23 protein-coding genes are annotated in these 23,623 nt (G+C 48.6%); 11 read left to right on the top strand and 12 right to left on the bottom strand.

Going from position 1 to position 23,623, the window contains the following annotated elements:
- The first annotated feature begins 27 nt into the window (after window positions 1-27).
- Together ON05_RS16020 and psbA are read left to right on the top strand one after the other, a co-directional pair.
- Window positions 28-438, top strand: coding sequence for a hypothetical protein (locus ON05_RS16020; protein ID WP_010481849.1), 411 nt, complete (start codon window positions 28-30; stop codon window positions 436-438).
- A 254-nt stretch (window positions 439-692) separates the two neighbouring features.
- Complete coding sequence (psbA, locus tag ON05_RS16015; RefSeq protein WP_010482631.1) at window positions 693-1,775, top strand: photosystem II q(b) protein; 1,083 nt, start codon at window positions 693-695, stop codon at window positions 1,773-1,775.
- A 56-nt stretch (window positions 1,776-1,831) separates the two neighbouring features.
- On the opposite strand, the gene ON05_RS16010 is transcribed toward psbA, so the two are convergent.
- Window positions 1,832-2,053, bottom strand: coding sequence for a hypothetical protein (locus tag ON05_RS16010; protein WP_010475551.1), 222 nt, complete (start codon window positions 2,051-2,053; stop codon window positions 1,832-1,834).
- An 89-nt stretch (window positions 2,054-2,142) separates the two neighbouring features.
- Here ON05_RS16010 and ON05_RS16005 point away from each other — a divergent pair, with 89 nt between their 5' ends.
- Entirely contained in the window at window positions 2,143-3,045 is a 903-nt protein-coding gene (locus ON05_RS16005) for an alpha/beta fold hydrolase (protein ID WP_039780779.1), read from the top strand.
- A gap of 19 nt (window positions 3,046-3,064) precedes the next feature.
- On the opposite strand, the gene ON05_RS16000 is transcribed toward ON05_RS16005, so the two are convergent.
- Both ON05_RS16000 and ON05_RS15995 read right to left on the bottom strand, forming a co-directional pair.
- The gene (locus tag ON05_RS16000; protein ID WP_010475549.1) at window positions 3,065-4,663 is read right to left on the bottom strand and encodes a serine/threonine-protein kinase; all 1,599 of its coding nucleotides are present in this window, start codon (window positions 4,661-4,663) and stop codon (window positions 3,065-3,067) included.
- A gap of 174 nt (window positions 4,664-4,837) precedes the next feature.
- Complete coding sequence (locus ON05_RS15995; protein WP_010475548.1) at window positions 4,838-6,115, bottom strand: MFS transporter; 1,278 nt, start codon at window positions 6,113-6,115, stop codon at window positions 4,838-4,840.
- A 57-nt stretch (window positions 6,116-6,172) separates the two neighbouring features.
- Here ON05_RS15995 and ON05_RS15990 point away from each other — a divergent pair, with 57 nt between their 5' ends.
- From ON05_RS15990 to ON05_RS15980, 3 genes are all read left to right on the top strand, one after another.
- Entirely contained in the window at window positions 6,173-6,922 is a 750-nt protein-coding gene (locus ON05_RS15990) for a sucrose-phosphate phosphatase (protein WP_010475547.1), read from the top strand.
- Window positions 6,919-7,545 carry a Holliday junction branch migration protein RuvA gene (ruvA, locus tag ON05_RS15985; RefSeq protein ID WP_010475546.1) on the top strand — a complete coding sequence of 209 codons (627 nt, stop codon included), beginning with the start codon at window positions 6,919-6,921 and terminating at the stop codon, window positions 7,543-7,545. Before ON05_RS15990 ends, ruvA begins: the two co-directional genes overlap by 4 nt.
- A gap of 223 nt (window positions 7,546-7,768) precedes the next feature.
- On the top strand, window positions 7,769-8,392 hold the full coding sequence (locus ON05_RS15980; RefSeq protein ID WP_010475545.1) for a hypothetical protein: 624 nt from the start codon (window positions 7,769-7,771) through the stop codon (window positions 8,390-8,392).
- A 4-nt stretch (window positions 8,393-8,396) separates the two neighbouring features.
- On the opposite strand, the gene ON05_RS15975 is transcribed toward ON05_RS15980, so the two are convergent.
- Window positions 8,397-9,791 (bottom strand): cobyrinate a,c-diamide synthase, encoded by a 1,395-nt coding sequence (locus tag ON05_RS15975; RefSeq protein WP_010475544.1) that lies wholly within the window; start codon window positions 9,789-9,791, stop codon window positions 8,397-8,399.
- A gap of 315 nt (window positions 9,792-10,106) precedes the next feature.
- Here ON05_RS15975 and ON05_RS15970 point away from each other — a divergent pair, with 315 nt between their 5' ends.
- On the top strand, window positions 10,107-10,409 hold the full coding sequence (locus ON05_RS15970; protein WP_010475543.1) for a hypothetical protein: 303 nt from the start codon (window positions 10,107-10,109) through the stop codon (window positions 10,407-10,409).
- A 53-nt stretch (window positions 10,410-10,462) separates the two neighbouring features.
- Here the strand turns inward: ON05_RS15970 and opcA are convergent, their stop codons facing one another.
- The 4 genes from opcA to fbp form a co-directional block, all read right to left on the bottom strand.
- Complete coding sequence (gene opcA, locus ON05_RS15965; protein WP_010475542.1) at window positions 10,463-11,815, bottom strand: glucose-6-phosphate dehydrogenase assembly protein OpcA; 1,353 nt, start codon at window positions 11,813-11,815, stop codon at window positions 10,463-10,465.
- Between the two features lie 43 nt (window positions 11,816-11,858).
- Window positions 11,859-13,388 (bottom strand): glucose-6-phosphate dehydrogenase, encoded by a 1,530-nt coding sequence (gene zwf, locus ON05_RS15960; protein WP_010475541.1) that lies wholly within the window; start codon window positions 13,386-13,388, stop codon window positions 11,859-11,861.
- A gap of 121 nt (window positions 13,389-13,509) precedes the next feature.
- Window positions 13,510-14,655: a transaldolase gene (gene tal / locus ON05_RS15955; RefSeq protein ID WP_010475540.1), complete on the bottom strand. Its 1,146-nt coding sequence runs from the start codon at window positions 14,653-14,655 to the stop codon at window positions 13,510-13,512.
- A 44-nt stretch (window positions 14,656-14,699) separates the two neighbouring features.
- Window positions 14,700-15,773, bottom strand: a complete 1,074-nt coding sequence (gene fbp, locus ON05_RS15950; RefSeq protein ID WP_010475539.1) for a class 1 fructose-bisphosphatase — start codon at window positions 15,771-15,773, stop codon at window positions 14,700-14,702.
- A gap of 237 nt (window positions 15,774-16,010) precedes the next feature.
- On the opposite strand from fbp, the gene ON05_RS15945 reads away from it, so the two are divergent.
- The 3 genes from ON05_RS15945 (at window position 16,011) to ON05_RS15935 (ending at window position 20,646) form a co-directional block, all read left to right on the top strand.
- Window positions 16,011-16,427: a hypothetical protein gene (locus tag ON05_RS15945; protein ID WP_029315306.1), complete on the top strand. Its 417-nt coding sequence runs from the start codon at window positions 16,011-16,013 to the stop codon at window positions 16,425-16,427.
- Window positions 16,428-16,629: 202 nt separating this feature from the next.
- Complete coding sequence (locus ON05_RS15940) at window positions 16,630-19,617, top strand: FHA domain-containing protein (protein WP_010475537.1); 2,988 nt, start codon at window positions 16,630-16,632, stop codon at window positions 19,615-19,617.
- Window positions 19,618-19,911: 294 nt separating this feature from the next.
- Entirely contained in the window at window positions 19,912-20,646 is a 735-nt protein-coding gene (locus ON05_RS15935) for a hypothetical protein (RefSeq protein WP_010475536.1), read from the top strand.
- Between the two features lie 74 nt (window positions 20,647-20,720).
- On the opposite strand, the gene ON05_RS15930 is transcribed toward ON05_RS15935, so the two are convergent.
- Window positions 20,721-21,173: a GNAT family N-acetyltransferase gene (locus ON05_RS15930; RefSeq protein WP_010475535.1), complete on the bottom strand. Its 453-nt coding sequence runs from the start codon at window positions 21,171-21,173 to the stop codon at window positions 20,721-20,723.
- A gap of 56 nt (window positions 21,174-21,229) precedes the next feature.
- Here ON05_RS15930 and ON05_RS15925 point away from each other — a divergent pair, with 56 nt between their 5' ends.
- Complete coding sequence (locus ON05_RS15925; RefSeq protein ID WP_010475533.1) at window positions 21,230-21,511, top strand: cell division protein SepF; 282 nt, start codon at window positions 21,230-21,232, stop codon at window positions 21,509-21,511.
- 95 nt (window positions 21,512-21,606) lie between these two features.
- On the opposite strand, the gene rplL is transcribed toward ON05_RS15925, so the two are convergent.
- From rplL to rplA, 3 genes are all read right to left on the bottom strand, one after another.
- On the bottom strand, window positions 21,607-21,993 hold the full coding sequence (rplL, locus tag ON05_RS15920) for a 50S ribosomal protein L7/L12 (protein WP_010475532.1): 387 nt from the start codon (window positions 21,991-21,993) through the stop codon (window positions 21,607-21,609).
- Between the two features lie 45 nt (window positions 21,994-22,038).
- Window positions 22,039-22,569, bottom strand: coding sequence for a 50S ribosomal protein L10 (rplJ, locus tag ON05_RS15915; protein ID WP_010475529.1), 531 nt, complete (start codon window positions 22,567-22,569; stop codon window positions 22,039-22,041).
- 253 nt (window positions 22,570-22,822) lie between these two features.
- Complete coding sequence (rplA, locus tag ON05_RS15910; RefSeq protein WP_010475528.1) at window positions 22,823-23,533, bottom strand: 50S ribosomal protein L1; 711 nt, start codon at window positions 23,531-23,533, stop codon at window positions 22,823-22,825.
- Between the last annotated feature and the right edge of the window lie 90 nt (window positions 23,534-23,623).

Genomic DNA, 23,623 nt, shown 5'->3' with positions numbered 1-23,623 from the left:
AATAATCCCTAAATTTGACGAACCAGAATGGAATCATCGGAACAACCAACTCTAGAGAATATGGCAGGACAGTCAGAGCAGACTGCTACAAACTTCGATACAGAATTCCCTGCAGCCTTAACTGAGGCTGAAAATACGCTTCAACAAATTAGAGATCGTTATCTTGAGATCACAACGGCCCAGGCTGAAAAAGCTCAATTGGAAAAAAAGCTAGCCGCTGTTCAGACGGATAGGTCCGCCAAAGCGCAAACAGAGCAAGATCTAGCAGCTTTGCAAACAGAGCTAGAGCAAATTCAAGATCAGATTCAGACCCTCGGCATGACCCTTGAAAGCCAACTCTGGAAGTGGCATGATTTGAAAGAGCCGTTCTGGCAATTTATTCGATACTTTGGCCTCGGGTTTGCCGCTGCAGTTGTAATTCACAAATTTGCAGGTTAAGTTTGGGCTCTCAGAATTGATACAGTTGTAAAGGATTGAGACCTCAATTAACGCGCAGAAAAATAATGATTTAACCTCATTAGAATCTCTGAATCCCTTATCTGTTAATCATTAGACCCCTATAGATTGGACAGTCACTTCAAAAAAACTGAATCCAAGTTTACAAAAAAAAATAAAATCATTATCATTAGTAACGTGGACATAACTTTTAAGTTTTGTTCCGTAGTTAATGTTAGTTAACAGCAATCATAACCATGACAACAGTCTTGCAAAGACGCGAAAGCGCCAGCGCATGGGAAAGATTCTGTAGCTTCATCACCAGCACCAACAACCGTTTATACATCGGTTGGTTCGGCGTATTGATGATTCCTACACTTCTCACCGCTGTAACCTGTTTCGTAATCGCCTTCATCGGCGCCCCTCCCGTCGACATCGATGGAATCCGTGAGCCCGTCGCTGGTTCACTACTTTATGGCAACAACATCATCACTGGTGCAGTTGTTCCTTCCTCCAACGCCATTGGCCTACACCTGTATCCCATCTGGGAAGCAGCTTCTCTTGACGAGTGGTTGTACAACGGTGGCCCTTACCAGCTAATCATCTTCCATTACATGATTGGTTGTATTTGCTACCTCGGTCGTCAGTGGGAGTACAGCTACCGTCTAGGGATGCGTCCTTGGATTTGCGTAGCCTACTCAGCACCTTTGGCCGCTACCTACTCTGTCTTCTTGATCTATCCTCTAGGTCAGGGCAGCTTCTCCGACGGAATGCCTCTAGGCATCAGCGGAACCTTCAACTTCATGTTCGTGTTCCAAGCTGAGCACAACATCTTGATGCACCCCTTCCACATGTTTGGAGTAGCTGGTGTATTGGGTGGTTCCTTATTCGCCGCCATGCACGGTTCCTTGGTTAGCTCCACCCTAGTTCGTGAGACCACCGAAGGTGAGTCCGCCAACTACGGTTACAAGTTCGGCCAAGAGGAAGAGACCTACAACATCGTTGCAGCCCACGGCTACTTCGGTCGTTTGATCTTCCAATATGCATCTTTCAGCAACAGCCGTTCCTTGCACTTCTTCTTGGGTGCCTGGCCCGTTGTCTGCATCTGGTTGACTGCAATGGGCATCAGCACCATGGCCTTCAACTTGAATGGTTTCAACTTCAACCACTCCATCGTTGATTCACAAGGTAACGTTGTGAACACATGGGCTGACGTATTAAACCGCGCCAACTTGGGTTTCGAAGTTATGCACGAGCGTAACGCTCATAACTTCCCCTTAGACTTGGCTGCTGGTGAGTCTGCTCCTGTTGCGCTTACTGCTCCTGTCATCAACGGCTAATTTGGTTAGAGTTCCTAATCATTTAGGCTAATTTGTAAGCGGTGTAACCTTCGGGGCTACACCGCTTGCTTTTGGGAATTTTCCAGATCTGGATTAAACCGGATCTCTACTAAAACCCCCTCAGGTGTTATACCTGAGGGGGTTTTAGCTGGCTTGTTGTTTTGGAGTCGTTTACGGAGTTGTTTGCGTTGTTTTTTCAGTTGTCTGAGGCGGGCGGCAGACCGTTTAGATTTGTCATTACGTCGCCGACCGCGGCGGGGAGACTCCCAAGATTTCATTCTCATGGTGGTCTATAGGAATGGGTGAAAACTTCACCCGCTATCCTAGCAAATGTTTAAAATTATTTGAGAAGCATCGAGCAACAAATATGGTCACTTCGCTGGCGAATCAACCTCAAGCGGCTAACTGGCAGTGGCAAGGTTTTTCAATTCGGTATCAATATGCAGGGACAACCGGCCCAGCAGTCATCCTCATTCATGGATTTGGGGCGTCTAGTGGTCATTGGCGTAAGAATATTGCTGAATTGGCTCAAAACCATCGCGTTTATGCTGTAGATCTAATTGGCTTTGGGCAATCATCGAAGCCAACACCGGGCACTCTGGTACCCGGTCAGAGTATTGCTTATGAATTTGAGACTTGGGGCCAACAAATTGTTGATTTTTGCCAGGAGGTTGTGGGTGAAGCTGCATGCCTGGTGGGTAATTCGATTGGCAGTATTGTGGCCTTACAGGCAGCCGTATTAGCCCCTCAACTCACGACCAGCGTAGTGATGCTGGACTGCTCGTTACGGTTGCTGCACGATCGCAAACGGGCAGGTCTGCCCTGGTACCGAAAGTTCTCAGCGCCTCTGTTTCAATCTGTTCTCTCAGTGAAGTCCATTGGCCATTTCTTTTTTCATCGGTTGGCCCGCCCGAAGACAGTGCGCCAGATTTTAGAGCAAGCCTATGGTAGAACGGAGGCTGTGACCGATGAACTGGTGGATTTGCTAATTCAGCCTGCTTTAGATCCAGGGGCAGCCGATGTGTTTTTGGCCTTTATTAATTATGCCCAGGGACCGCTGCCCGAAGATTTATTGGCTGAAATTGCTTGCCCCGTATTGTGTATCTGGGGGGCTGATGATCCTTGGGAACCCGTAGACCTAGCGCGCGAGTTAACTCAGTTCTCAAGGGTTGAAGATTTTATTGTGCTGGATGGGGTGGGGCACTGTCCTCAGGATGAAGATCCGCATCAAGTGAACCAGATAGTGAGCAACTGGATTGCGACCAGATGATCTTTGGACTATCGACCTTTCAGATTTGTTGGGTTGTTGTCAATCTGTGATGGGTATAGGTCCCTTTTACACCTTGAACATAAAAGTAAATAAATGCACCTCCCAACCCTATGGCTGCAGGATTGACTCCTTCCCCTGATTCAAGAGCAGCACTCACCCATAAGAGTCTGCCTAAGATATAGTAAATCAGCATCAAAACGGCACAAGCTCGCACCTTTTTATAAATTCCGAAGGTCAAACCTGCGCTTATTACAACGTCGATTAACCAAAAAGACGTATCTGAGCCAGACAAAATTCCTATCAAGAAAGTTAGGACAGCCAGAACTATACCTGCAATCCAGGCTGTTTTGATCTGCCGATTGGCCTCTTCTAGTTCATGAGCTGAAGATTGCAACGGTGGTGGACTTTGTTGGGGTTGACTGGGTTGGTTGGGGGGATGGGATGGTGTGGAATACCCTGGTGCCTGAATATCCGTAGGCGGTACACCTGCAGGTGGTTGTGAGGTGGAGAAAGGAGCAGATGGAGGCGGTGTATAGACAGGTAATGGTTCAGGTGGTGCCTGAATATCTGTAGGAGGCACGGTTGATGGAGGGACAGGAGGCGGCTGAGCTGGAGAGCTGGGTGTGGCTGATGGCTGGGGAAAAGGGGGTGGATTAGACCCTTGGCTGACTTCAGTTTGCTGGCGAGATTGCTCGAACTCTCGATCTAGTGTTCGTAGGCGCTGCAAAATAATTTGGGTATTGGCAGGCCGATCTTTGGGTAATCGAGCCATCAAGTCATCCACTAAATTGGCGAAGGGGGGTGAAATATGGGTCGCTGATTCTCGCCATTGGCATTGGTCGCTATAGGGATCGTAGATACTGCTATCCGTGGGCTCTTTACCGGTTAGCAGATAGACCCATGTTCGGCCCAGGGCGTAAAAGTCAGACTGCATCACAGCCTGTCCATTCATCTGCTCTGGAGGTGTAAACCCCATAGAATGAATGCCGGTTACCCCTTGAGCCCCTTGCTTGGCCATGTAGGTTTGGGTGACCGCTCTGACGGCACCAAAGTCAATCAGCACCAGTTGACCATCTGGACGCAGCATGATGTTGGAGGGTTTAATGTCGCGATGGAAAAACTGCTGGGAATGCACTTCATTAAGAATGGTCATGATTTGTGTCAGCCATTCCAGGGCCAGCTGTTCGCTAATGGGTCGAAACTGTCGCTGCTTCATATAACCACAGAGATCTAGCCCCTCGATTTTTTCCATGATCAAGCAGTGCAGGGCAGTTTGGCTGTCTCGTGGCCAGAAGATAAAGTGACCATCTGTATCGACCTGGGGAATTCCAGGATGGCGGAGCTGGCTGAGGACTTGTGCCTCGCGCGTAAAGAGTTCAACGGCTTTGGGCTGTTGATCGGTTAAGACTTTGAGCACTTTAGGAATGCCGCTATTGCTGGTGCCTGTAGCTCTGACGACTTCACGCACTTCGTAGGTTTTGCCAAATCCACCTTGGCCGATCAATTTAGTGACGCGATATCGACCTTCTAGGAGCAATTCTGACCCACAGGTTTGGCAAAATACACTGTTGTCAGAATTGTCTGGCTTGGAACATTGAGGGGCGATACAGAGAGTCATAGCAAGGATGTGATCTTGGCTGCTGAGAGAATATTACTCTTCCATAGTCTGACAAAAAAGCTGAAGGGAGCGTAATCTTGCAAATTTCAGGTATCGAGACTGAAGTTCAGCGGTTTTTCAACATTCAACAGCCATTGCTTGTGGCTTAACTTGTGCAGACAGGTCGGAATACGGTCAAGGTGCATTGCTGGATGTCAACGCTGCCGTGGGTGATGTCTTGATCAGATGACTCAAACGCTTCAAAACGATGATGACTAAACCAATACTGAGAGTAAGCAATCCCCAATAAATATCGATGAATGGCTGGTTTTGATCGAGGGCCAGTCCCCCTAATGCGGGGCCAATAAAATAACCCACTGCCCAGCATAGAGAATTGATGGACAGATAAACCCCGCGACTCTCGATAGGGGCTAAATCCGCAACCAAAGAGGATGCAATGGGCATATAGGCAACGGTTGCGATCGCAAGAATCCCCAACCCCAAACTGGCCCATATCAGTACGCCTTGACCCACGAAGCCAGTTATCCCGATATACAAAAAACCGATACCCCAGAACCCCGCAGAGGCCATCAGCCCCTGAGGGTAGGGCCATCGCCGCAGAAAGCGGGCAACCGGCAGTTGACTAGCGACACTGGCCCCTAAATGCCAGGAGAATAATCCCGTAATCACGATTTCTGATAGTCCCATGCCTTGCTGAGCAAAGTTTTTGAAATATAACGGTAGGGTGCTATGAATTTGGGAGAGATAGGTGGTTATGAGAATATTGGCAATAATATAGGTGCGTAATCGTCGATCCTGAAGGGCCACCACCCAGCCTTGCCATCCATAATTTCCCCGGGTTTGGGGATGGGAGGTTTCAGTAATGGTGAAATAAACGACCCCCAAAAAGATGACAAAGGAGATGGCATCAATCATAAAAAGGGTTCGATAGGCCTGAGTCAGGGCAATCCAGCTTCCCCCTAGGATGACCCCTAATCCTAAGCCCGCGTTGTCGGCAAATCGAGTAATGGTAAAGGCTTCTTGACGTTGTACGCCTTCGCTGAGGTCTGCAATGATGGCTTCTGTGGCGGGCCAATAGAGGCCCACGCCGAATCCCATTATGATGTTCCCGAGGACTAGCATCCCCAAGGACTGGGCAATCGCGATGATACCGGCTGCGATCGCAGAAATAAACAACGATAACAATAAGGTTCGCCGTCGTCCCCACCATCGAGAATCCGTCATCGATCCACTTAAAACCCTGCCCACAATTCCTGAAATCGAGGCACTTCCAATGGCAAACCCGACCGAGGTGGCGGTGAGTCCGACTTTATTCACAAAGAAAATCTGCAAGAAATACAGCGTGAAGCCCGTTCCCATTTGTGAGAGCAACCGTCCTGCCGCTAAAATCCATACCTGTGGGTCTAGGCTGGGGATCCAACGGGTCCACCGCTGCCAACGGAAAAATTTCATTATGTTAAGCTTTCTCAGAATAATAGACTGAACATAGGGAGCGTTTTAGGAACTATTGTGGCGAAATTTCTCTTGATAACTGATTTAGACAATACGCTCGTTGGCGATCGATCCGCCCTCGAACAGCTCAACCAGACCCTCATGCAAGTCCGGCAAGAGCAAGGACTGTTGCTAGTCTATTCCACAGGACGTTCCCTCACCTCATTCAATCAATTGCGGTCCCAAGAGCCAATGTTGGCTCCAGATGCCCTAGTGACATCTGTCGGTACCGAAATTTACTATGGCGGTAGCACCACTCCGGATCCAGATTGGTCGGAAAAACTCAATCAAGGATGGCAGCGTCAAGATGTCTTGTCGATTACTGCCCACTTTAATGATTTAGTGTTGCAGCCTGAGACGGACCAAGGTCCCTATAAAGTCAGCTTTTTTCTAGAACCCACCTTGGCTGCGGATTTATTACCGCGTTTAGATGTGGCCCTCCATATTCGTGGCTTAGATGTCAAGCTTGTGTATAGTGGCGGCAAAGACCTCGATATCCTGCCGCTCCATGGAGATAAAGGACAAGCCATGCAATACCTGCGGGGGCAATTTGGCATTTCTGCCGAGCAAACCGTGGCCTGTGGTGATTCGGGCAATGATCAGGCTTTATTTAGTACGGGGCCAGAACGAGGCATTATTGTGGGGAATGCTCGCTCCGAGCTGCTGCAATGGTATCAAGAACATAATCAGGATGATATATACCTTGCTAAAGCGAATTGTGCGGGCGGTATTTTAGAAGGGCTCCGTCATTTTAGTTATGTCCAATGATTGGTTTTCTGCAGGGATATGTCGTTAGTCTTCAGCAAACCAGTACCCATCGAACCTTGTTGACTTTGGATGTGAACCAGGTCGGATATGACCTCTATGTTCCCGGTCGTATCCGCCAACATTTGCCCCCAGACCAGGAATTGATGCGGGTGTTTACTCATTTGCAAGTCCGTGAAGATCAAATGGTATTGTTTGGCTTTGGGGTTGTAGCGGAGCGCGATCTGTTTCGCCAACTGATTGCAGTGAGTGGAATTGGTCCCCAGTTGGCATTGGCCTTAATCGATACTTTGGGATTACAGGATCTGGTGCAAGCTATTGTGAATAGCAACACGAAGATGTTGGCTAAGACCCCTGGTGTGGGAGCTAAGACGGCTGAACGTATTGCCTTAGAGCTGCGGTCAAAGTTGGCCGAATGGCGTGATCAGGCCGGTTTAAAAACTTTACCTAGTGCCGGGCCGATTGATAGTGTGCAAGAAGATGTGGAGATGACGCTCTTGGCTTTGGGGTATACCAGCCAAGAAGTGATGCGGGCGTTACAGGCCGTAGGGCAAAATACAGCGTTGGCCAAAAATTCAGATACTGAAGCCTGGATTCGAGAAGCTATTGCGTGGCTAAGTCAATAGCTTAGACACTGGTATGGCTTGGGATGTTTCTCTGGAGTGTTCTGGAGACATATCTTATGTCAACTAGAGCAGTTTTGGCAGGATAAAACAACATAATTCTTAACAGGCTGACGACGAATGAGGTCACTTTTTGTCACCTTTGGATACTGACAAGGTCACTAAATTATTTTATTGAGTGGAATATAGATATTTATGCTTATCTCTATTTCTTCAATAATGAAAAATGATACCCAATCATCTTGTTAATCAATGGATAACAAAAGCTTTTCAAAGCTATCTAGAAGATAAAGAACGCCAAATTTACTTAACACGAATACTGTCTGTTCTGACTCAGTCTGATCAGCTTTGGTCAGACGATAGTCCTTTGTATGACCAGGCATTGCAGCAAACTTTGAGCCAATTCTGTCAAGATTTCAATACATCGAGCTTGGATGTTCAAGCGTATGGAGAGTGGTCCCAGCTCATCCAATCTTTTAATCGAGATTTGCAACAGCAGCTCCGGCGTTTGCAGGCAGCTCAAGACTTAAATCGGCTGGATCGAGAAGATTTTTCCTCCGGGAAAGACTCAATGAAAGTCGTGTCGTCCTTAACTATGCAGATCTACGAATGGGTTAAAAGTGACATTAAGGGCGAGTTAAGGGCAACTCATCTGGCCAATTATCCGGCTGCTAATTGCCAAACCTTGATTGAGAGGCGTTTACCGCCTGAGCAAAGTTGGGAAGAGATTGCAGCTGATTTAGGACTTTCGGTGCCGGTGATCAGCGGTTTTTATCAACAAGAATGTTTGCCGCGGTTGCGACGTTGTGCCATGTCTAAGAATGCATTGGCGAGACCAAAAGCCTGCTAGAGCTTCAGCGGGTTGCTTTAAAGTCTCGGCATTGTTGGATAAAACGTTTCGGTATCTCAGGCTGGTTTCCCCAGTGAAGATGTAGGTACGAGGCGTGAACGTTATACCGATGCCAGCCTTCTGAAATCTTTGAGGGGTGAGCAACGGTCTGTCGTGAGAACGTATACGTGGGGTTATCTCCGTCCTGATCCAGTTCGGAGTGGTGAAATTCATGGCCCCAAACCGTCGTTCCTGCCGTGAGTAGGGGAGTGTTTTGGGTTGCGATCGCACATCGATACCCCAGCGTTAATCGCTTCGCCATCTTGACGTTTGCTGGCAGTATGCCCACCATCGGAAACCTTTTTCCCTGCAAGGTTTGCAAGGATTCACACAAATACATCAGCCCGCCACATTCGGCATAGGTGGGTAACCCAGCTTGAATCGCGGTTTTAAGATCCTGCCGAACGGCGACATTTTCAGATAATTCAACGGCAAACATTTCAGGAAAGCCACCACCGAGATAGAGTCCGTGGATAGGGTCGGGTAAGGCTTGATCGTGAATCGGGCTCCAAAATACCAGCTCTGCACCGAGCTGCCGGAGCTGATCGAGATTGTCGGCATAGTAAAAACTAAAGGCGACGTCTTTTGCGATCGCAATGCGGATATTGCTAGACGGTGTAGGAGAGGTTAAAGCATGGATTTGAGGCCGAACAGGCGTTGCTGGAGGTGTTGAAGTGGCTTGGGTTGTAGCTAATAAAGGCAATAAAGCTGACCAGTCAAAACAACGATTCCCTACGGCTGCTAACTGCTGTAACAGCCCGTCAGCCCCCTCTAATTCGTTGATAGGGACTAAACCTAAGTGACGATCGGGAATATGGATGGACGGCTGTCGCTGCAAGACACCCAAAATTTTAATGGAAAGAGGCTGTAATGCTGACTTTAAACTTTGAAGGTGGCGATCGCTACCTACCCGATTGAGGATCAATCCGGCAATCTGGAGGTGTGGATCAAAGGATCGGTAGCCATGGACTAGGGCGGCGATAGAGTCTGATAAACGACTACAGTCTAAAACGAGAGCGATGGGTACCTCTAAAAGCCGGGCAATATGCGCGGTGCTGCCTCTCCCTTGTTGCCCAATAGCGCCATCAAATAAGCCCATCACCCCTTCAATTAGGGCATAGTTGGCCTGCTGGGTATGGGTGTGAAAAATTTGCTGGGTATAGGGTTCAGACGTGAGAATGGGATCTAAATTTCGGCAAGGTCGCTGGGTGACTACCGTGTGAAACATCGGATCAATATAGTCTGGTCCAACTTTGAAGGATTGCACGACACCTGGTCGAGCTTGCAAGCTCGCTAGGATGGCAGCGGTCACAGTGGTTTTGCCCACACCACTTCGATCGGCTGCAATCACTAGTGACATTCAGGGTCCTCTTCAAAACGGTTACGCTGCATCTGCAAAGATGCTGTGCCAGCGTACAACATCTTTGCTCTGAAAGTGAACTCTCTCAACACCACTCATCATCGAGTTCTCCGTTGAATATCCGTAGTTTTACGGTTGATTAATTCTGAGACCGAATCAAGAGTTCAGTAATCCTACGGTTTTGGCCCCTGAGTCAACCGACTATTGTCAAGCTTAGAGTTTGAAATTTTTATCACTGTTAAGGCTCCGTTTCTGGTCATTGGCAATTCCCTGGGAGCCATCGTTACGTAGGCATTTATTTCCAATGGGGGAACTATGGGAATATCCATTTATCCGGATGGGCAACTCGGCCAATGGTTTGTTGATCAAAAACGGCCAGCATTCAGGCACAGAACTCACCGATACCATCAGGGGCAGCTAGGAACCGAATTTTTTCTCGAAACGAGTGCCGATACGTCAGTGAGCTATATGACGGCTCAAAGTCCTGCGGTTCGTCCAGGCGATTACATTGAGATTGCCAGTCCCGACGGACCCCTCAAATTTCAGGTTGATGAAATTGAGTATTACAGTGATCCAGCAGATATGTGGATGGCTCAGCTTTACCCCTTAACAGCATGATGTTGGGTTAAGAAGTGTTCTTAGCAGTGTTGGATGAGATCCTTGAGAGAGGGTTAGCTCGATGCAAGCTTGATCATCTGTGCTGTTACGGCAAGACTTTCTGAATATAGAACGTCTTGGTCCCAGCGCTGTAATTGCTGGCTGAGCAAAGTCTCAGAAGATTGATCTTGTAAAGGTGTGACATGCTGAATGCGGCAGGATTGGGCTCCGCCCCCAGCTTCCATGCGCATGCAGCCTCGGGTCTCAGAGCACAGAACCGTACAACAATCGGCCTGTAAATTGGTAGACGCCAGTTTTAAATCAATCAAGTCTCCGGCTACTTCTCCAGGTTGGGTCGGTATCGCTGCCAATTCTGCTTGAATCGTGCGCTGCTCTGAATTGACGAATTGAATTCGCTTGAGATCATAGTCGCCGCCTTCCGACGTGAAGGCAACCGGTTGCCATTGCAGGCGACTTGCTAACCAACCTAAAAACATCAGCGCTTGGGCAGGATTACCTTTCTCATAATCTAAGGTGACGCGATCGACTTCACCGAGCGCTGCTCGTCTAGCAGGGGGATCAAAGGCTTCGGCGGTTAGTTCTTGCCAAGCCGCTAACCGCCGCCAGTTGAGGTCAACAATATTGGTCCCTTGAGACATTAATGCTTGCAGATTAATCAGTTCTGATTGAGCCTCTTGATATTGGCTGGAATCAACAATCACAGCCGTACTTGATGTGGCTAACCGCTGAAACAGCTCCATATTGGCGGCGGGCACGGCTTTCCACCACAAAAATTTGGGAAGTCCACCGATCATTAAAGACTGAACCAGACCTCCTACGCGATCTAGGGCCACTTCTGTGCCTTTAAGAGAAATATACTCACAGCAAATCAGAGAGCTGCGATTCTGCTTTTTGACCGGACAGTAGGCGGACAGCTGGGCGGATACTCCTTCGTCTTCTCCACCCATGGGGAATAGGGAAATGACTCGACAAGGACTTTGGCTTGCGATCGCATCCGCAATACCCGCTCCCCCAGCATCCAAAACATAGCCATCATCCTGAGTCTGACTGATCTGCTGCTCGGTCATAGCCTGGCGTAGTTTAGCCAGGGTTTCAGAATTTGGCTTGCCGGTTTCTGCTAATCCAAACTTTGTTTGGGCTGATCGCAAGGCGGCTTCCATCCGTGGACCATAAATGCCGTCTACCGGGCCAGTGTAGAACCCTAATGCGGCCAAAAGCTGCTGAGTTTCTTCCGGTTCATAGACAACCAAGCTAAAAGTGGCGGCCCGAGTCGCCGTGGGGAACATGCCGCCATTGCCTGAAGAATTGTAGCTGGTCCAAATTTTGCTTAATTCAGCATTAATATCATTGAGCGAAACGTCTTTTGGGGCTTGCAAAGAGACGATGGGAGCAGATTTTGTAGTCATAGGGCGAAGAAAATGGAGAACTTAAGTGCGCATATTCAAAGGTCTAGAGTCGTCGCCAGCGCCGACCATCGCGGTTAAGCAATAGCTCAGCAGCTTCCGGTTCCCAAGTCCCAGCCTCATAAGTGGGTACTAGGGCAGGATCGGTAGGCTCTTCCCAAGCCGTTAAGGCAGGCGTTAACACCCGCCAAGACTCTTCGACTTCATCCCCACGGGTAAACAGGGTTTGATCGCCGAGCATGGCGTCTAAGAGTAAGCGATCATAGGCATCCCCCGTAGACTGGCCAAAAAAGGAACCATAGCTAAAGTTCATATCCACAGAACGAGTCCGTAGGTCTGGCCCTGGCATTTTGGCTTCAAATCGTAGGGAGATTCCCTCATTAGGCTGAATACGCATGGCTAATACATTGGGATTTGCCTGCTGGGCAGCGGATTGAAAGATTAAAAATGGCACTTGGCGAAAGTGGATAGAAATTTCTGACACCTTTTTGGGCAACCGTTTGCCAGTGCGCAGATAAAAAGGCACCCCTTGCCAGCGCCAGTTGTCAATCAGCAGCTTCAAGGCTACATAGGTGGGCGTTGTGGACTTAGGACTCACACCAGGTTCTTGGTGATAGCCAGGCACCTGCTCGCCTTTCATCCAGCCTTGGGTATATTGGCCGCGAATGGCTGAGTTTTCAAGGTTATGGATATCGGCCAAGCGCATGGCTTGGACCACTTTGACTTTCTCCGTGCGAATTGCATCAGCATCCAGAGAGTTAGGGGGTTCCATCGCCGTTAGGCAAAGCAGCTGCATAATATGGTTTTGGACCATATCCCGCAGGGCACCGGAGGTTTCGTAATAGCCTGCTCGCTCTTCTACCCCCACGGTTTCCGCCACGGTAATTTGAACATGGTCAACAAACTGTCGATTCCATAAGGGTTCGAAAATGGCGTTGGCAAACCGAAAGATCAGCAAGTTCTGAACGGTTTCCTTACCCAGGTAATGGTCAATGCGATAGACCTGGTTTTCGGCGCAGACTTCCTGTACAACCTTGTTAAGGGACTGGGCGGATCCCAAATCCCGACCAAAGGGTTTTTCAATCACTAGCCGTGTTTTAACAGGATCCGCCAACATCTGGGCGGCTCCCAGTTGTTGAATCGCTTCGGCAAAAAACTTGGGAGAGACGGCCAGATAAAACACCCGGTTGCCCATGGTGCCGCGACGGCCATCCAGTTCTTCTAAACGAGCTTTCAGCTTTTGATAGGCTTGGGGATCGTCCATATTGCCAGGGCAATAAAATAACCCTTCGGCAAAGCTATTCCAGACCTCTTCCGACTGAATCCCATCCGAAAATTCTTCGATGCCTTCGCGCATCTGTTGCCGGAAGTAATCATCACTCCACTCCCGTCGGGCAACACCGACGATGGTTAGTTCCGCTGGCAGGCGGCGCTGTTGTTTGAGATGGTAGAGGGCAGGGACCAGTTTCCGTTGGGTGAGGTCGCCTGAGGCGCCAAAGATCACCATAATCAGAGGCTCTGGCGTGCGTTCTTGGCGTAGACCGACGCGGAGCGGATTTTCAGCAAGCGTAACCATAGGCTGGGCAAACAAAGGGAAATAGGTGAACTTGGAAGCGGTGAAAGTCAGCCCTTTGCACTAGCGCACTTCGACGTTTGGGTAACGCCCAATCCCCTAGGCTAAGGGCGAGTCGTCTGGCCTAAACGGTGGTCAACTGCTTGACCTTTTCTTCTAAGGAATTCAGTAATGAACTGAAGGGCTGCACAAATTTATCAATGCCTTCCGCTAACAATTCATTCATCACTTGGTCGAGGTCGATATGGATGGCAGGGTTGGAGAGGTTTGAGATTGTCTCATAGGCATTCTCCATATCCTGCTCCACCCGATTGTCAACATCGCAGTGATCGGCACAGGCTTGAATCGTATTGGGAGGCAAGGTGTTGACGGTATCAGGCCCGACCAGCTCGTCTACATACATGACGTCGCTGTATTCTGGATTTTTGGTGCTGGTGCTGGCCCACAGGAGGCGTTGAATATTGGCCCCTTGGGCTGATAAGGCTTTCCAACGGTCGGTTTGAATGATCTTTTTGTATTCTTGATACGCGATCTTGGCATTTGCGATCGCAACTTTGCCTTTTACCTGAGCAATTTGGGTCGCCAGATGAGACTGATCCGGGCTAAGAGCCTTGAGCTTGGCATCGACCAACCCATCGATTTTAGAGTCAATCCGGCTGAGAAAGAAGCTGGCGACAGACGCGATCTGGCTAATATCCTCACCCTTTGCAGCGCGTGCTTCTAAACCGCGAATATAGGCCCAGGCCGTATCAATATAGCTTTGGACTGAGAACAGCAAGGTGACATTCACATTAATGCCATCGGCAATCACCTGCTCCACTGCAGGTAATCCGGCGGGTGTCCCCGGAATTTTGATCATGACGTTGTCACGACCGATCTCCCGGTGATACCGGCGAGCTTGCTCAATCGTGGCTTGAGTATCGTTGGCAATATTCGGCGGAACTTCGATGCTGACATAGCCATCTAGACCTTGGGTTTGGTCATAAATAGGCTTGAAAATATCGCAGGCATTGCGAATATCATCAAAGGTCAAAGACTCATAGATATCCAGAACCGACTTGCCCGCTTTGATCCCGGCTTCGATGTCGGCATCATAGGTGGCATTGCCTGAAATCGCCTTTTCAAAAATAGCCGGATTAGAGGTGATCCCGCGAATGCCTTGATCTTGGGTCATCTGCTTCAGCTCTCCCGATTCAATTAAATCGCGGCTGAGATTGTCCATCCAAATGCTTTGACCAAAGGTGCTGATTTCGAGGAGATGGTTTGTCATAGGAAACTCCGTAATCGATCGAGTAATAAGGGCAGGTTCTGCCGTTAGGACTTCAGCGCAAGTTCTTCTTCCGCCTGTCTTTCTCTGTCTTCAATAAAAGATTCAACTAAGGCTACATCCTCTGTGCTGCCAATAATCAAAGGTGTGCGGGCATGGAGATGATCAGGAACAACATCAAGCAATGCGGATTGGCCAATACTCGCTCGTCCGCCCGCTTGTTCCATCAAATACGCCAAGGGTGCCGATTCATAGAGCAGTCGCAGCTTACCATCAGGATTTTTCAGGGTTCCGGGGTAGATAAACACACCCCCTTGAAATAAGATGCGATGGAAATCTCCTACCAAAGCTCCGCTGTAGCGGGCCGTATGGCCTTCATGGCGATGAACATAGCGAGTAAAGTCTCGGAGGGCATCTTCCCATTGCCAGAAGTTACCCTCATTGACGCTATAGACTGGACCATGTTTAGGGATCGTCAGGTTTTCAGCAGCCAGAATAAATTCTCCCAGGCTCGGATCGAGAATAAAAACATGGACCCCTTTGCCAATGGAATACACCAAGACGGTACTGGGACCGTATAGAATATAGCCTGCGGCAATTTGCTGATGGCCATCTTGTAAGAGATCCTGACCCGTATGGTCGGGATCGTTACCGACTTGCTGGCGAATCGAAAAAATAGAGCCAACGTTCAAGTTCACATCCACGTTGGAAGACCCATCAATGGGGTCATATAGCAGGGTATACCGACCAATGGGGCAGTTTTCAGGGATGTAGTAAGGCTTCTCCATTTCTTCAGAGGCGAGCCGACATACCAGACCACTCTGCTTAAAGGCGGCAATAAACACCTCATTGGCATAGATGTCCATTTTTTTGACTTCTTCGCCCTGGACATTGATGTCACCAGTGAAGCCTAAAGCGCCTTCCACCAACCCCGCTCGACTGAGGCGGCGAGCAATCAGTTTTCCGGCCAACCCAATTCGAGTCATCAGAGCACTCATATCTTGGGCTTCTGGGCCAAAACTTTGGAGATGTTCTAGAACATGACGAGACAAGGTCGTGCAGTCCCGGTCAAGCGCAAAATCGTAACTTAGTTCAAGGGAAGTGCTGTCAGAACTATTCATTTGAGGTTCCCATAATGGGTGACAGACGGCCCTGTTGCGGGTGGCTCTGTCTTGATACCTCCCATCTTAAGAAGGCATTCTGAAAATGGCCTGAGTCTTTAGGTGAACTACAGAATACCTTTATATTCTGCGACTTCAGCCATGCTTCCATTCATTTCTTGGGGATATGGACCAGAGAAGTTAAGGCTGACCCAATCATAGATATAGCTTGAGTCCACTATAATTCTGACACTGGTGATGAGCAACATCCTAGAAACAAGACAACATCAGTTCTGGGGGCATATTTTACGAATTGACGGCTTCGAATGTTGGAATTTCGAGTTCAATGGCATGCTGCCTGACGGGACTCATATTCTAGTTCGAGTTCAATTTGATGATCCAGATAATACAATTGTTCAAGCAAATTTCACGGCAATTAGAGGGCGTTGGCCAGATATTTGGCCCCGTATTTTGCAACGAACTGAAGAAATAAAAATAGCATCCGGGTATGCCAATGTTCCCCTCTGCATTAATGTCGATTGGTTTGAACTGCAACTCCCTGAGCAGCCGATTAGTCATGATGGCGAATGGAGTGTAATGCTACAAGCCAAAGAGGCAGGTTGGCTCATCGATTTCAAGGGTTGGGAAGACTTTGGTGGGCAAGGCGTTTTCTGACCATCTGAAACATGAAGTTGCTCGTTTCGTTGTAAACCATGTCTTGCCTGCAATGTTATGACTGTGATCCGTGAAGGGCGAATACTATAGCCTAGATACTCCCAACAGTCGTGAAGATGATCTCCATCTCAGGCGAAAAATAGCCTAGGCTTTTCTATGACGGCCTTTAAACTCTTAACAACACCCCTATCCTCGTCCCATCATGCCTACTGCATCTGCTCAGCTTCATGTCATTACTGCTGGCGAAGAGAACCATCGAGAATTTCGGTTAACGCAAGCCACCTTTAGTATTGGGTCTGATCCAGATAATTCCCTTGTTTTAGAAGGGGCGTCTATTTTGCCGCATCATGCAGAAATTGTGTGGCAAATCGATCATTATGTCCTGACGTTGTTGGGTACTCATGACACACTCCGAGTGAACGACAAGCCCCTTGTCTCGCCAGAACCGCTCAAACTCCATCCTGGCGATGAAATTCAGATGGGCGATACGGCGATTCACTTTCGGGAAACCTTCAGCACGGGTGTCTTGGCTAGCGAGTCAGCCTTACCGGGAACCGTCGTGAGTCAAACCCATTGCGATCGCGTTTTGCAAGTCACCACTTCTAAATGGACCCAGGACTTTCCCCTCAACCAAGAAACCTTGACCCTGGGCCGACATCCTCAGTGTGATATTGTCATTGACTTACCTGTGGTGTCTGACCGCCATGCCCAATTGAACTGGGAGAATGAGACGTACACCATTCGAGATTTAGACAGTCTTCATGGTCTCATCTTTGCGGGCGATCGAATTCAAGAGAAAGCGCTGCAAGATGGCGATTTTTTCTCCATTGAAGATCAGGTGACGTTGACCTATCAGGTGATTCCGCAAACGGATGTCATTGAGCAGGTCGAAACCCTCGTCTTGCGGGAACTGAAAAGTCTGAGCTTTGGTCGCGATCCACGTAATACTACCGTGATTGATCATCCTGTGGTCTCCCGGTTTCATGCCCAAATTGACCTCAAAAGCGGCACCTGGGTGATCGAAGACCTCCATTCATCGAATGGAACCTACGTGAACGGTCGCCAGCTCCGTAATCCCCAACCCCTCCGCCCAGGCGATACGATTCGCATTGGCCCTTATCACTTTGTCTTTAACTTTGATGAAACCCTGATTCAGCAGAATGATTCAGGCAATCTCCGTCTCGATGCGGTGCACCTGAGTAAGGTGACCAGCAAGAAAAATATTCTCTTAAACGATATTTCCCTATCAATCTTGCCCCAGGAGTTTGTCGCAGTCGTGGGGGTGAGTGGAGCGGGCAAGTCGACCCTTCTTGATGCTTTAAATGGACTTCGCCCTGCTACGAGTGGCTCGGTCTTGGTCAATGACCAGGATTTATATAAGAACTTCAACCTCTTTCGCACAGAGCTAGGCTATGTTCCCCAAGACGATATTATCCATCGGGAGCTGACCGTGAGCCAGGCCCTAGATTATGCAGCGCGTCTGCGGCTTCCAGCTGATGTAACGCGAGCTGAGCGTAAACAGCAGATTCAATCTGTGCTTCAAGATTTAGAGCTGCGGGAACGGGAGCATCTGCGCGTGCGCTCCTTAAGTGGTGGTCAACGCAAACGAGTCTCGATTGGGGTGGAGCTATTAACTCAACCCAGTTTATTTTTCTTGGATGAAGCCACTTCGGGGCTAGACCCGGGTACTGAAACCTTGATGATGCGGTTACTGCGGCGGCTTGCGGATCAAGGGCGGACCATTCTTCTGATCACCCATGCCACCAAAAATGTCATGGTTTGTGATCTCGTTGTGTTTTTGGCGAAGGGAGGGCGGATTGCCTATTTTGGGCCCCCGGCTGAAGCCTTGACTTATTTTGGAGTAGAGGATTTTGATGAAATCTACCTCAAAATAGAAGGAGAGCAAACGCCAGAAATCTGGGAACAGCAATACCGCCAGTCCACCCTCTATCAGACCTATATCACTCAGCGTCAGGCCAGTTTATCCGTTCCCACCACGCCCCAAAAAGCAAAATCTAAGCCCCCTCAGCCTCGAACAACCGCCATTTCAGGCTGGCGGCAGTTTGCGATTTTGGCCCAGCGCAATTGGACCATTCTGCGCCAAGATCGGGCTAGCTTGATTTTAATGCTGGCATTAGCCCCCATTTTGGGCCTGCTAGATTTCGTGATGTGGCAGCGCCCCATGTTTGATGCCACCAAGGGTGATCCGGGGCAGGTGTTCACGCTCCTCTTTATTACGGTTTTGACGGCTGTGATGGTTGGCAGCTTGGCGATGATGCGGGAGATCGTCAAAGAACGGGAGATCTATCGACGCGAACGGATGATTGGGCTCAAGATTTTGCCCTATGTATTTTCCAAGGTCTGGCTGAGCCTACTGTTAGCTCTGTACCAAGCCGCTATCTTCCTGCTGACAAAGGTTTTGGCCGTGAACTTGCCCATCGACTGGCATGGCCTCCTAGGCATGTATATCACCCTTTTCTTGGCTACCTTGGGGGGTATGGTGATGGGTCTGTTTGTCTCTGCCTTAGCTCCTAACCAGAGCGTGGCACCTTTGCTGACGATTCTGTTCTTACTCCCTCAAATCACTTTTTCTGGGGCCATTATCTCTCTGGATTCCCTGGGTGCGCCAGGACAAGTCCTGAGTCAGCTGACGGTTACTCGTTGGCCCTATGAAAGTTTAATTACCCTATCTGAGGTGGGCAAGGATATTGCAGGGGATTCTTGCTGGCAGCTATCGACAGACGAGCGAGAACAGTTGAGTGATGAGGGCAAAGAGAAATGCCAATGTTTGGGACCGCAAATATTTACCCAATGTACTTTCCCTGCCCTACGCCAAGAATATGATCCAGCTGTAGATCAGCCTCAGCCTGCTAAACCGGAAGATCCAGGCGATCCGCCCAAATTAGCGGCTGACAATCAGTCGACTTATGAAGATGAGATCGAAGATTATAACGACCAGGTCAAGGACTATCGTGATCAATTGGACACTTGGCAAGATCAGTTTAGTGATTGGCGGGAAAAACGCGGAACTGCGATCGCAGCTGCAGAACTCCTAGTGGGGCGATTTCATGATAAGGCTGGCACTGCATTTGCCGTCAATGTTGGTAAACATTGGCTGAAATTAGGACTAATCATGGTGGGAATGCTGAGTCTGGTGGTTTTTATCCAACATCGTCAAGATGTCATCTAATTTTGATAAATATATGTAAATTTAGGTTTCAAACCACTGATATTGCTCTGCTTCCCTTGAAGAAGAAGCTATCTTATATGAGGTGGTCCCATACTGACAACTTTAAAAAGTCGCGTTCTACATCTGTCGGTTGTGAACCGTTCGATCAGCTATCAATTTTAGGCTTCAGTTTTAGCTTAAAGATTTTTCTCTAATCCTAGGCCTGCAGATATGGAATGCTATGCGATTCAAAGCGCGCATAGACGATTTGCTTTGAGTCAACCGCCACCATAGCTCAATTCATAGGGCACTCCCATGCACGACGAAAGCATCATTCCATCTTCTGTTCCCAGGCTCAAAACCCTTGTAGGTTCTGAATTGAATCGCCATCGATGGCAGGATAAGCTATTGCCTTTCGACACGGTGTTGGGGGAAGAAGATGTGGCAGTCTTGCGGCAAGAATTAGAAACAGCCCATAATCTGCTGCAATATCAGCAAAGTTTGATCGATTCTCTAACGGAGCAACTAGTGGGGCATGAATCCCATCAGGCACAGCTTGAGCAAGATTTAGAGAATGCTGAGCGTGATGCTCATCGGGAAGCGGAAAAGCTGCAGGAATTTCAATCGATTTGTCAGGACTTGCGATCGCAACTTCGTCGCCAGCAAGCCCGCATTTGTGAATACAAAACAGTGTTGAAAAATAACTCCAACACCTTTGTACCAAATGCCAAAGTTACCCCTCGGCAAATGGTTTCGTTTGGCTATGCCACCGTGGCTGTAGAGGATTCACTGCTGACCTCTTCTTCCGCCGTCTCACCTTGGTCTGCCACGGATCCAGGCAGTGTTTCCGATGCCTTTGCGATTTGCTGTCGGAAGTTAGCCGCCTTAGGTCTACAGAATACAGACAGTCGGCAGACTAGCCCTCAGACGGTGGTGTTACCTACCCCTCAACCTTCCGTAGAAAAGCAGTCACCGCCAACGGTAGATGTGGAGAGCAAATCATCCCATTTGTCTTCCCCACAGCCAGAACTTCCGCATTTCGTTCATTAGCTTGATAGAACTATCGATTTTAGTGACGTTTTAGCGATGTATTCATTACGATCCTCTACACCGTTAATGAGGAGTTATGCGTAGTACATAAACTCGACGGGAACGCGGAATAAGGTCTTAGCGATTCTAGACAGTCCAAATTTTCGTTTCAATCCTTGAGGAAGCGCCTGCCATTCAACAATCTGAAACCCCATGCGCTGATAATACTGGCATAATCGTTGCCCTAGACATTCAAGATAGAGGGGTTGGGATGCCTGTTCAATCAAGTGTTGAGCCAATAGAGTGCCTAGCCCTTGACCTTGATGGGTGAGCTTCACGACTAAACTACCCAGTTCTTGAGCATCTGGAAAGACCCGCAGTTGTCCACAAGCGATAACAGTTTGATGTTGTTCAATCACCCAGAATTGAGACCATCGGATCTGAGTTGGATCTAGCCGGGCAGACCACACTAATCGCCGAATAGAGCCAATATCTGTAGCGATGGCAGGACGCAATTGGCAATCTTTTGGCAGTAAAGGCTTCTGCATATTGACAAGTTGCGCTAGTTTAGACGGTAACGATCAATGGATTCAGGTGAGCAAGTATGGCTAACTTACTGCCACTTCCTGGGATATCCAATTATACAATTGCTGTTCTTACCCCCCAGACCTTTGACGAAACCGCCCAGGCTGTCGATGCCCTCAAAGCGGGAACCGTTATCCTCTTAAATTTTGCCAGCTTGGGGACTGAACTGGCTCAACGATTTGCCGATTTTGCCTCTGGCAGTACGTGTGCGATCTCAGGACATCAACAACAACTGGGGCATCAACTTTATCTGTTTACGCCTCCCACCGTCGACATCATCACACAATTAAAGGCTTGCTAAGAGAAGATTTCCCAACAAGCCTTTGATTTTAATGTGAAAGTAGAGAATATAGCTGATTCAGCCGGGTGTAACCGGCTAAACGGCAGCTCTAGGCACTACTTGAGAGAAGCCTTTCCACCTGCATCTTCCAGGCTCTTTTTGGCTTCTTCGGCGTCCTCTTTGGAAACCCCTTCCTTGATGGACTTGGGGGTAGATTCCACCATTTCTTTGGCTTCTTTCAGACCTAAACCAGTCAAGGTGCGGACAACCTTGAGAACGGCAATCTTCTTGTCTGAAGGCACTTCTTCCAAGACGACATCAAATTCAGTCTTCTCTTCGGCTTCCTCTGCGGCACCTCCTGTGGCACCAGGGGCAGCCATCATCATACCTGTGGCAGGAGCAGCACTCACACCAAAGGTTTCCTCAATTTGCTTGACTAAATCAGCAGCCTCGAGAAGGGTTAAGGATTTTAACTTTTCTAGAATTTCTTCAGTTGCAGACATGGGTCACTTCCTTTTTTGTATTCAATGATTGGATGGAGAATGCGGCTAAGCAGCCTTATCAGAGTCTGAATGTGCTTGTAAGGCTCGGGCCAGTGAAGCGGGAACCTCATTGATACCCACAGCAACCTTGGCAGTCACAGAGTTGATAGCACCAGCAATTTGAGCCATCAAGACTTCTTGTGATGGGAGGTCACCGATGGCCTTGATATCCTCTTTAGAGAGGGGCTGACCGTCCATGACGCCGCCCCGGAGCTCCGTTTTCTTCGTTGCTTTTTGAAAGGCTTGGTAGGCCTTAATAGCGCCACCTAAGTCATCCTTAATCAGCAAAAAAGCAGAGGAATCGGATAACCAGTCTGATAAAGGCTCCCACTTTTCATCTCCTTTGATGGCTCGACGCATCAAAGTATTTTTGGTGATTTTGCACTGAGCACCTGCAGGACGTAGCTTATTACGCAGCTCCGTAATTTCTGCCACTGTTAATCCTTGATAGTCAATGACAATCGTCATGACAGTATCGCTTAGGTTTTCTTGCAGCCCTGCCACAATTTGCTTTTTATCTTCTAGGGTTCTACCCATTCTTCTGTTCACCTCCTTAATCGGTACATAAAAACGAAACTGGTCGGTCCCCACAACAAAAGACCTTGGGTACAGGTAGATCCAAGGTCTTTTGATAACGCTGACTTAGAACGCTTTAACGTTTTAAGAGCTATCATTCAAAACCTCAGTAGGCCATTAAGCGTTGAGCCCCTACCGTCTACGGTCTTTGCTATTCAGTTGCATGAGGAATTAATGCAAAGGCTAGATCCTAAAAAATTGGACTGTTTCCAAGCTAGTCAGATAGGTTTAGGTCTCGTAGAGACGAAATATTAACTTCGATAGACGGTCCCATGGTGGCTGACACATAAAGACTACGCCAGTACCGTCCCTTGGCACCTGATGGACGATTGCGATCGATGGTGTCTTGCAGGGCCTTCAGATTCTCTAATAGATCTTGCGCAGAGAATTTAGCCTTACCAAACATCACGTGCACAATTCCAGTGCGGTCTGCTCGAAATTCAAGTTTACCCGCTTTGAATTCTTCAATCGCTTGGGGCAGATCGAACGTTACAGTTCCTGCCTTTGGCGACGGCATTAAACCCCGAGGACCCAGAATTCGACCCACTTTGGCCACCTGAGGCATCATATCTGGAGTGGCGATTAACAGGTCAAAATCCATCCGACCTTGCTGAATTTCAGTGATCAGCTCTTCTGAACCCACTACATCAGCACCGGCATCTGTCGCTTCTTTAACTTTCTCACCCCGGGCGACTACAGCAATACGCACTTCTTGACCGGTGCCTTTGGGTAAGGCCACCGTTGTCCGCAGTTGTTGATCGGTATATTTGGGGTCAATGCCAAGACGAATGTGCGCTTCAGCCGATTCTGGAAACTTAGCTGTGGCGGTTTTGCACAACAGCTCTAGTGCTTCTAGGGGTTCATAGGCACGGTCTTCAACCTGCTGTTTTAACTCGCGCATCCGGCGAGAAACTTTCTTAGTCATAATTTACTCCTGGGGTACTAACGAAGCCATGGCCTCTTCCCCAAATAGGTGAACAAAGACGGGTCTTAAAGCATACCCTGATCACTGGGC

The organism is Acaryochloris sp. CCMEE 5410 (assembly GCF_000238775.2).
In the GTDB taxonomy this organism is placed as follows: domain Bacteria; phylum Cyanobacteriota; class Cyanobacteriia; order Thermosynechococcales; family Thermosynechococcaceae; genus Acaryochloris.
The sequence above is the reverse complement of the archived record's forward strand: the minus strand, read 5'-3'. Positions and strand labels throughout refer to the sequence as shown.

Excerpts from the sequence above, each read along its gene's own strand:
- rplA (WP_010475528.1), bottom strand. The coding sequence starts at position 23,533 with ATGACTAAGAAAGTTTCTCGCCGGATGCGCGAGTTAAAACAGCAGGTT.
- ON05_RS15925 (WP_010475533.1), top strand. The coding sequence starts at position 21,230 with ATGGCTAACTTACTGCCACTTCCTGGGATATCCAATTATACAATTGCT.
- ON05_RS15935 (WP_010475536.1), top strand. The coding sequence starts at position 19,912 with ATGCACGACGAAAGCATCATTCCATCTTCTGTTCCCAGGCTCAAAACC.
- ON05_RS15975 (WP_010475544.1), bottom strand. The coding sequence starts at position 9,791 with ATGTCACTAGTGATTGCAGCCGATCGAAGTGGTGTGGGCAAAACCACT.
- ON05_RS15945 (WP_029315306.1), top strand. The coding sequence starts at position 16,011 with ATGAGCAACATCCTAGAAACAAGACAACATCAGTTCTGGGGGCATATT.
- tal (WP_010475540.1), bottom strand. The coding sequence starts at position 14,655 with ATGACAAACCATCTCCTCGAAATCAGCACCTTTGGTCAAAGCATTTGG.
- ON05_RS15930 (WP_010475535.1), bottom strand. The coding sequence starts at position 21,173 with ATGCAGAAGCCTTTACTGCCAAAAGATTGCCAATTGCGTCCTGCCATC.
- psbA (WP_010482631.1), top strand. The coding sequence starts at position 693 with ATGACAACAGTCTTGCAAAGACGCGAAAGCGCCAGCGCATGGGAAAGA.
- ON05_RS16005 (WP_039780779.1), top strand. The coding sequence starts at position 2,143 with ATGGTCACTTCGCTGGCGAATCAACCTCAAGCGGCTAACTGGCAGTGG.
- ON05_RS15980 (WP_010475545.1), top strand. The coding sequence starts at position 7,769 with ATGATACCCAATCATCTTGTTAATCAATGGATAACAAAAGCTTTTCAA.
- ON05_RS15970 (WP_010475543.1), top strand. The coding sequence starts at position 10,107 with ATGGGAATATCCATTTATCCGGATGGGCAACTCGGCCAATGGTTTGTT.
- ON05_RS15995 (WP_010475548.1), bottom strand. The coding sequence starts at position 6,115 with ATGAAATTTTTCCGTTGGCAGCGGTGGACCCGTTGGATCCCCAGCCTA.
- rplL (WP_010475532.1), bottom strand. The coding sequence starts at position 21,993 with ATGTCTGCAACTGAAGAAATTCTAGAAAAGTTAAAATCCTTAACCCTT.
- zwf (WP_010475541.1), bottom strand. The coding sequence starts at position 13,388 with ATGGTTACGCTTGCTGAAAATCCGCTCCGCGTCGGTCTACGCCAAGAA.
- rplJ (WP_010475529.1), bottom strand. The coding sequence starts at position 22,569 with ATGGGTAGAACCCTAGAAGATAAAAAGCAAATTGTGGCAGGGCTGCAA.
- ON05_RS16000 (WP_010475549.1), bottom strand. The coding sequence starts at position 4,663 with ATGACTCTCTGTATCGCCCCTCAATGTTCCAAGCCAGACAATTCTGAC.
- ruvA (WP_010475546.1), top strand. The coding sequence starts at position 6,919 with ATGATTGGTTTTCTGCAGGGATATGTCGTTAGTCTTCAGCAAACCAGT.
- opcA (WP_010475542.1), bottom strand. The coding sequence starts at position 11,815 with ATGACTACAAAATCTGCTCCCATCGTCTCTTTGCAAGCCCCAAAAGAC.
- ON05_RS16010 (WP_010475551.1), bottom strand. The coding sequence starts at position 2,053 with ATGAAATCTTGGGAGTCTCCCCGCCGCGGTCGGCGACGTAATGACAAA.
- fbp (WP_010475539.1), bottom strand. The coding sequence starts at position 15,773 with ATGAATAGTTCTGACAGCACTTCCCTTGAACTAAGTTACGATTTTGCG.
- ON05_RS16020 (WP_010481849.1), top strand. The coding sequence starts at position 28 with ATGGAATCATCGGAACAACCAACTCTAGAGAATATGGCAGGACAGTCA.
- ON05_RS15940 (WP_010475537.1), top strand. The coding sequence starts at position 16,630 with ATGCCTACTGCATCTGCTCAGCTTCATGTCATTACTGCTGGCGAAGAG.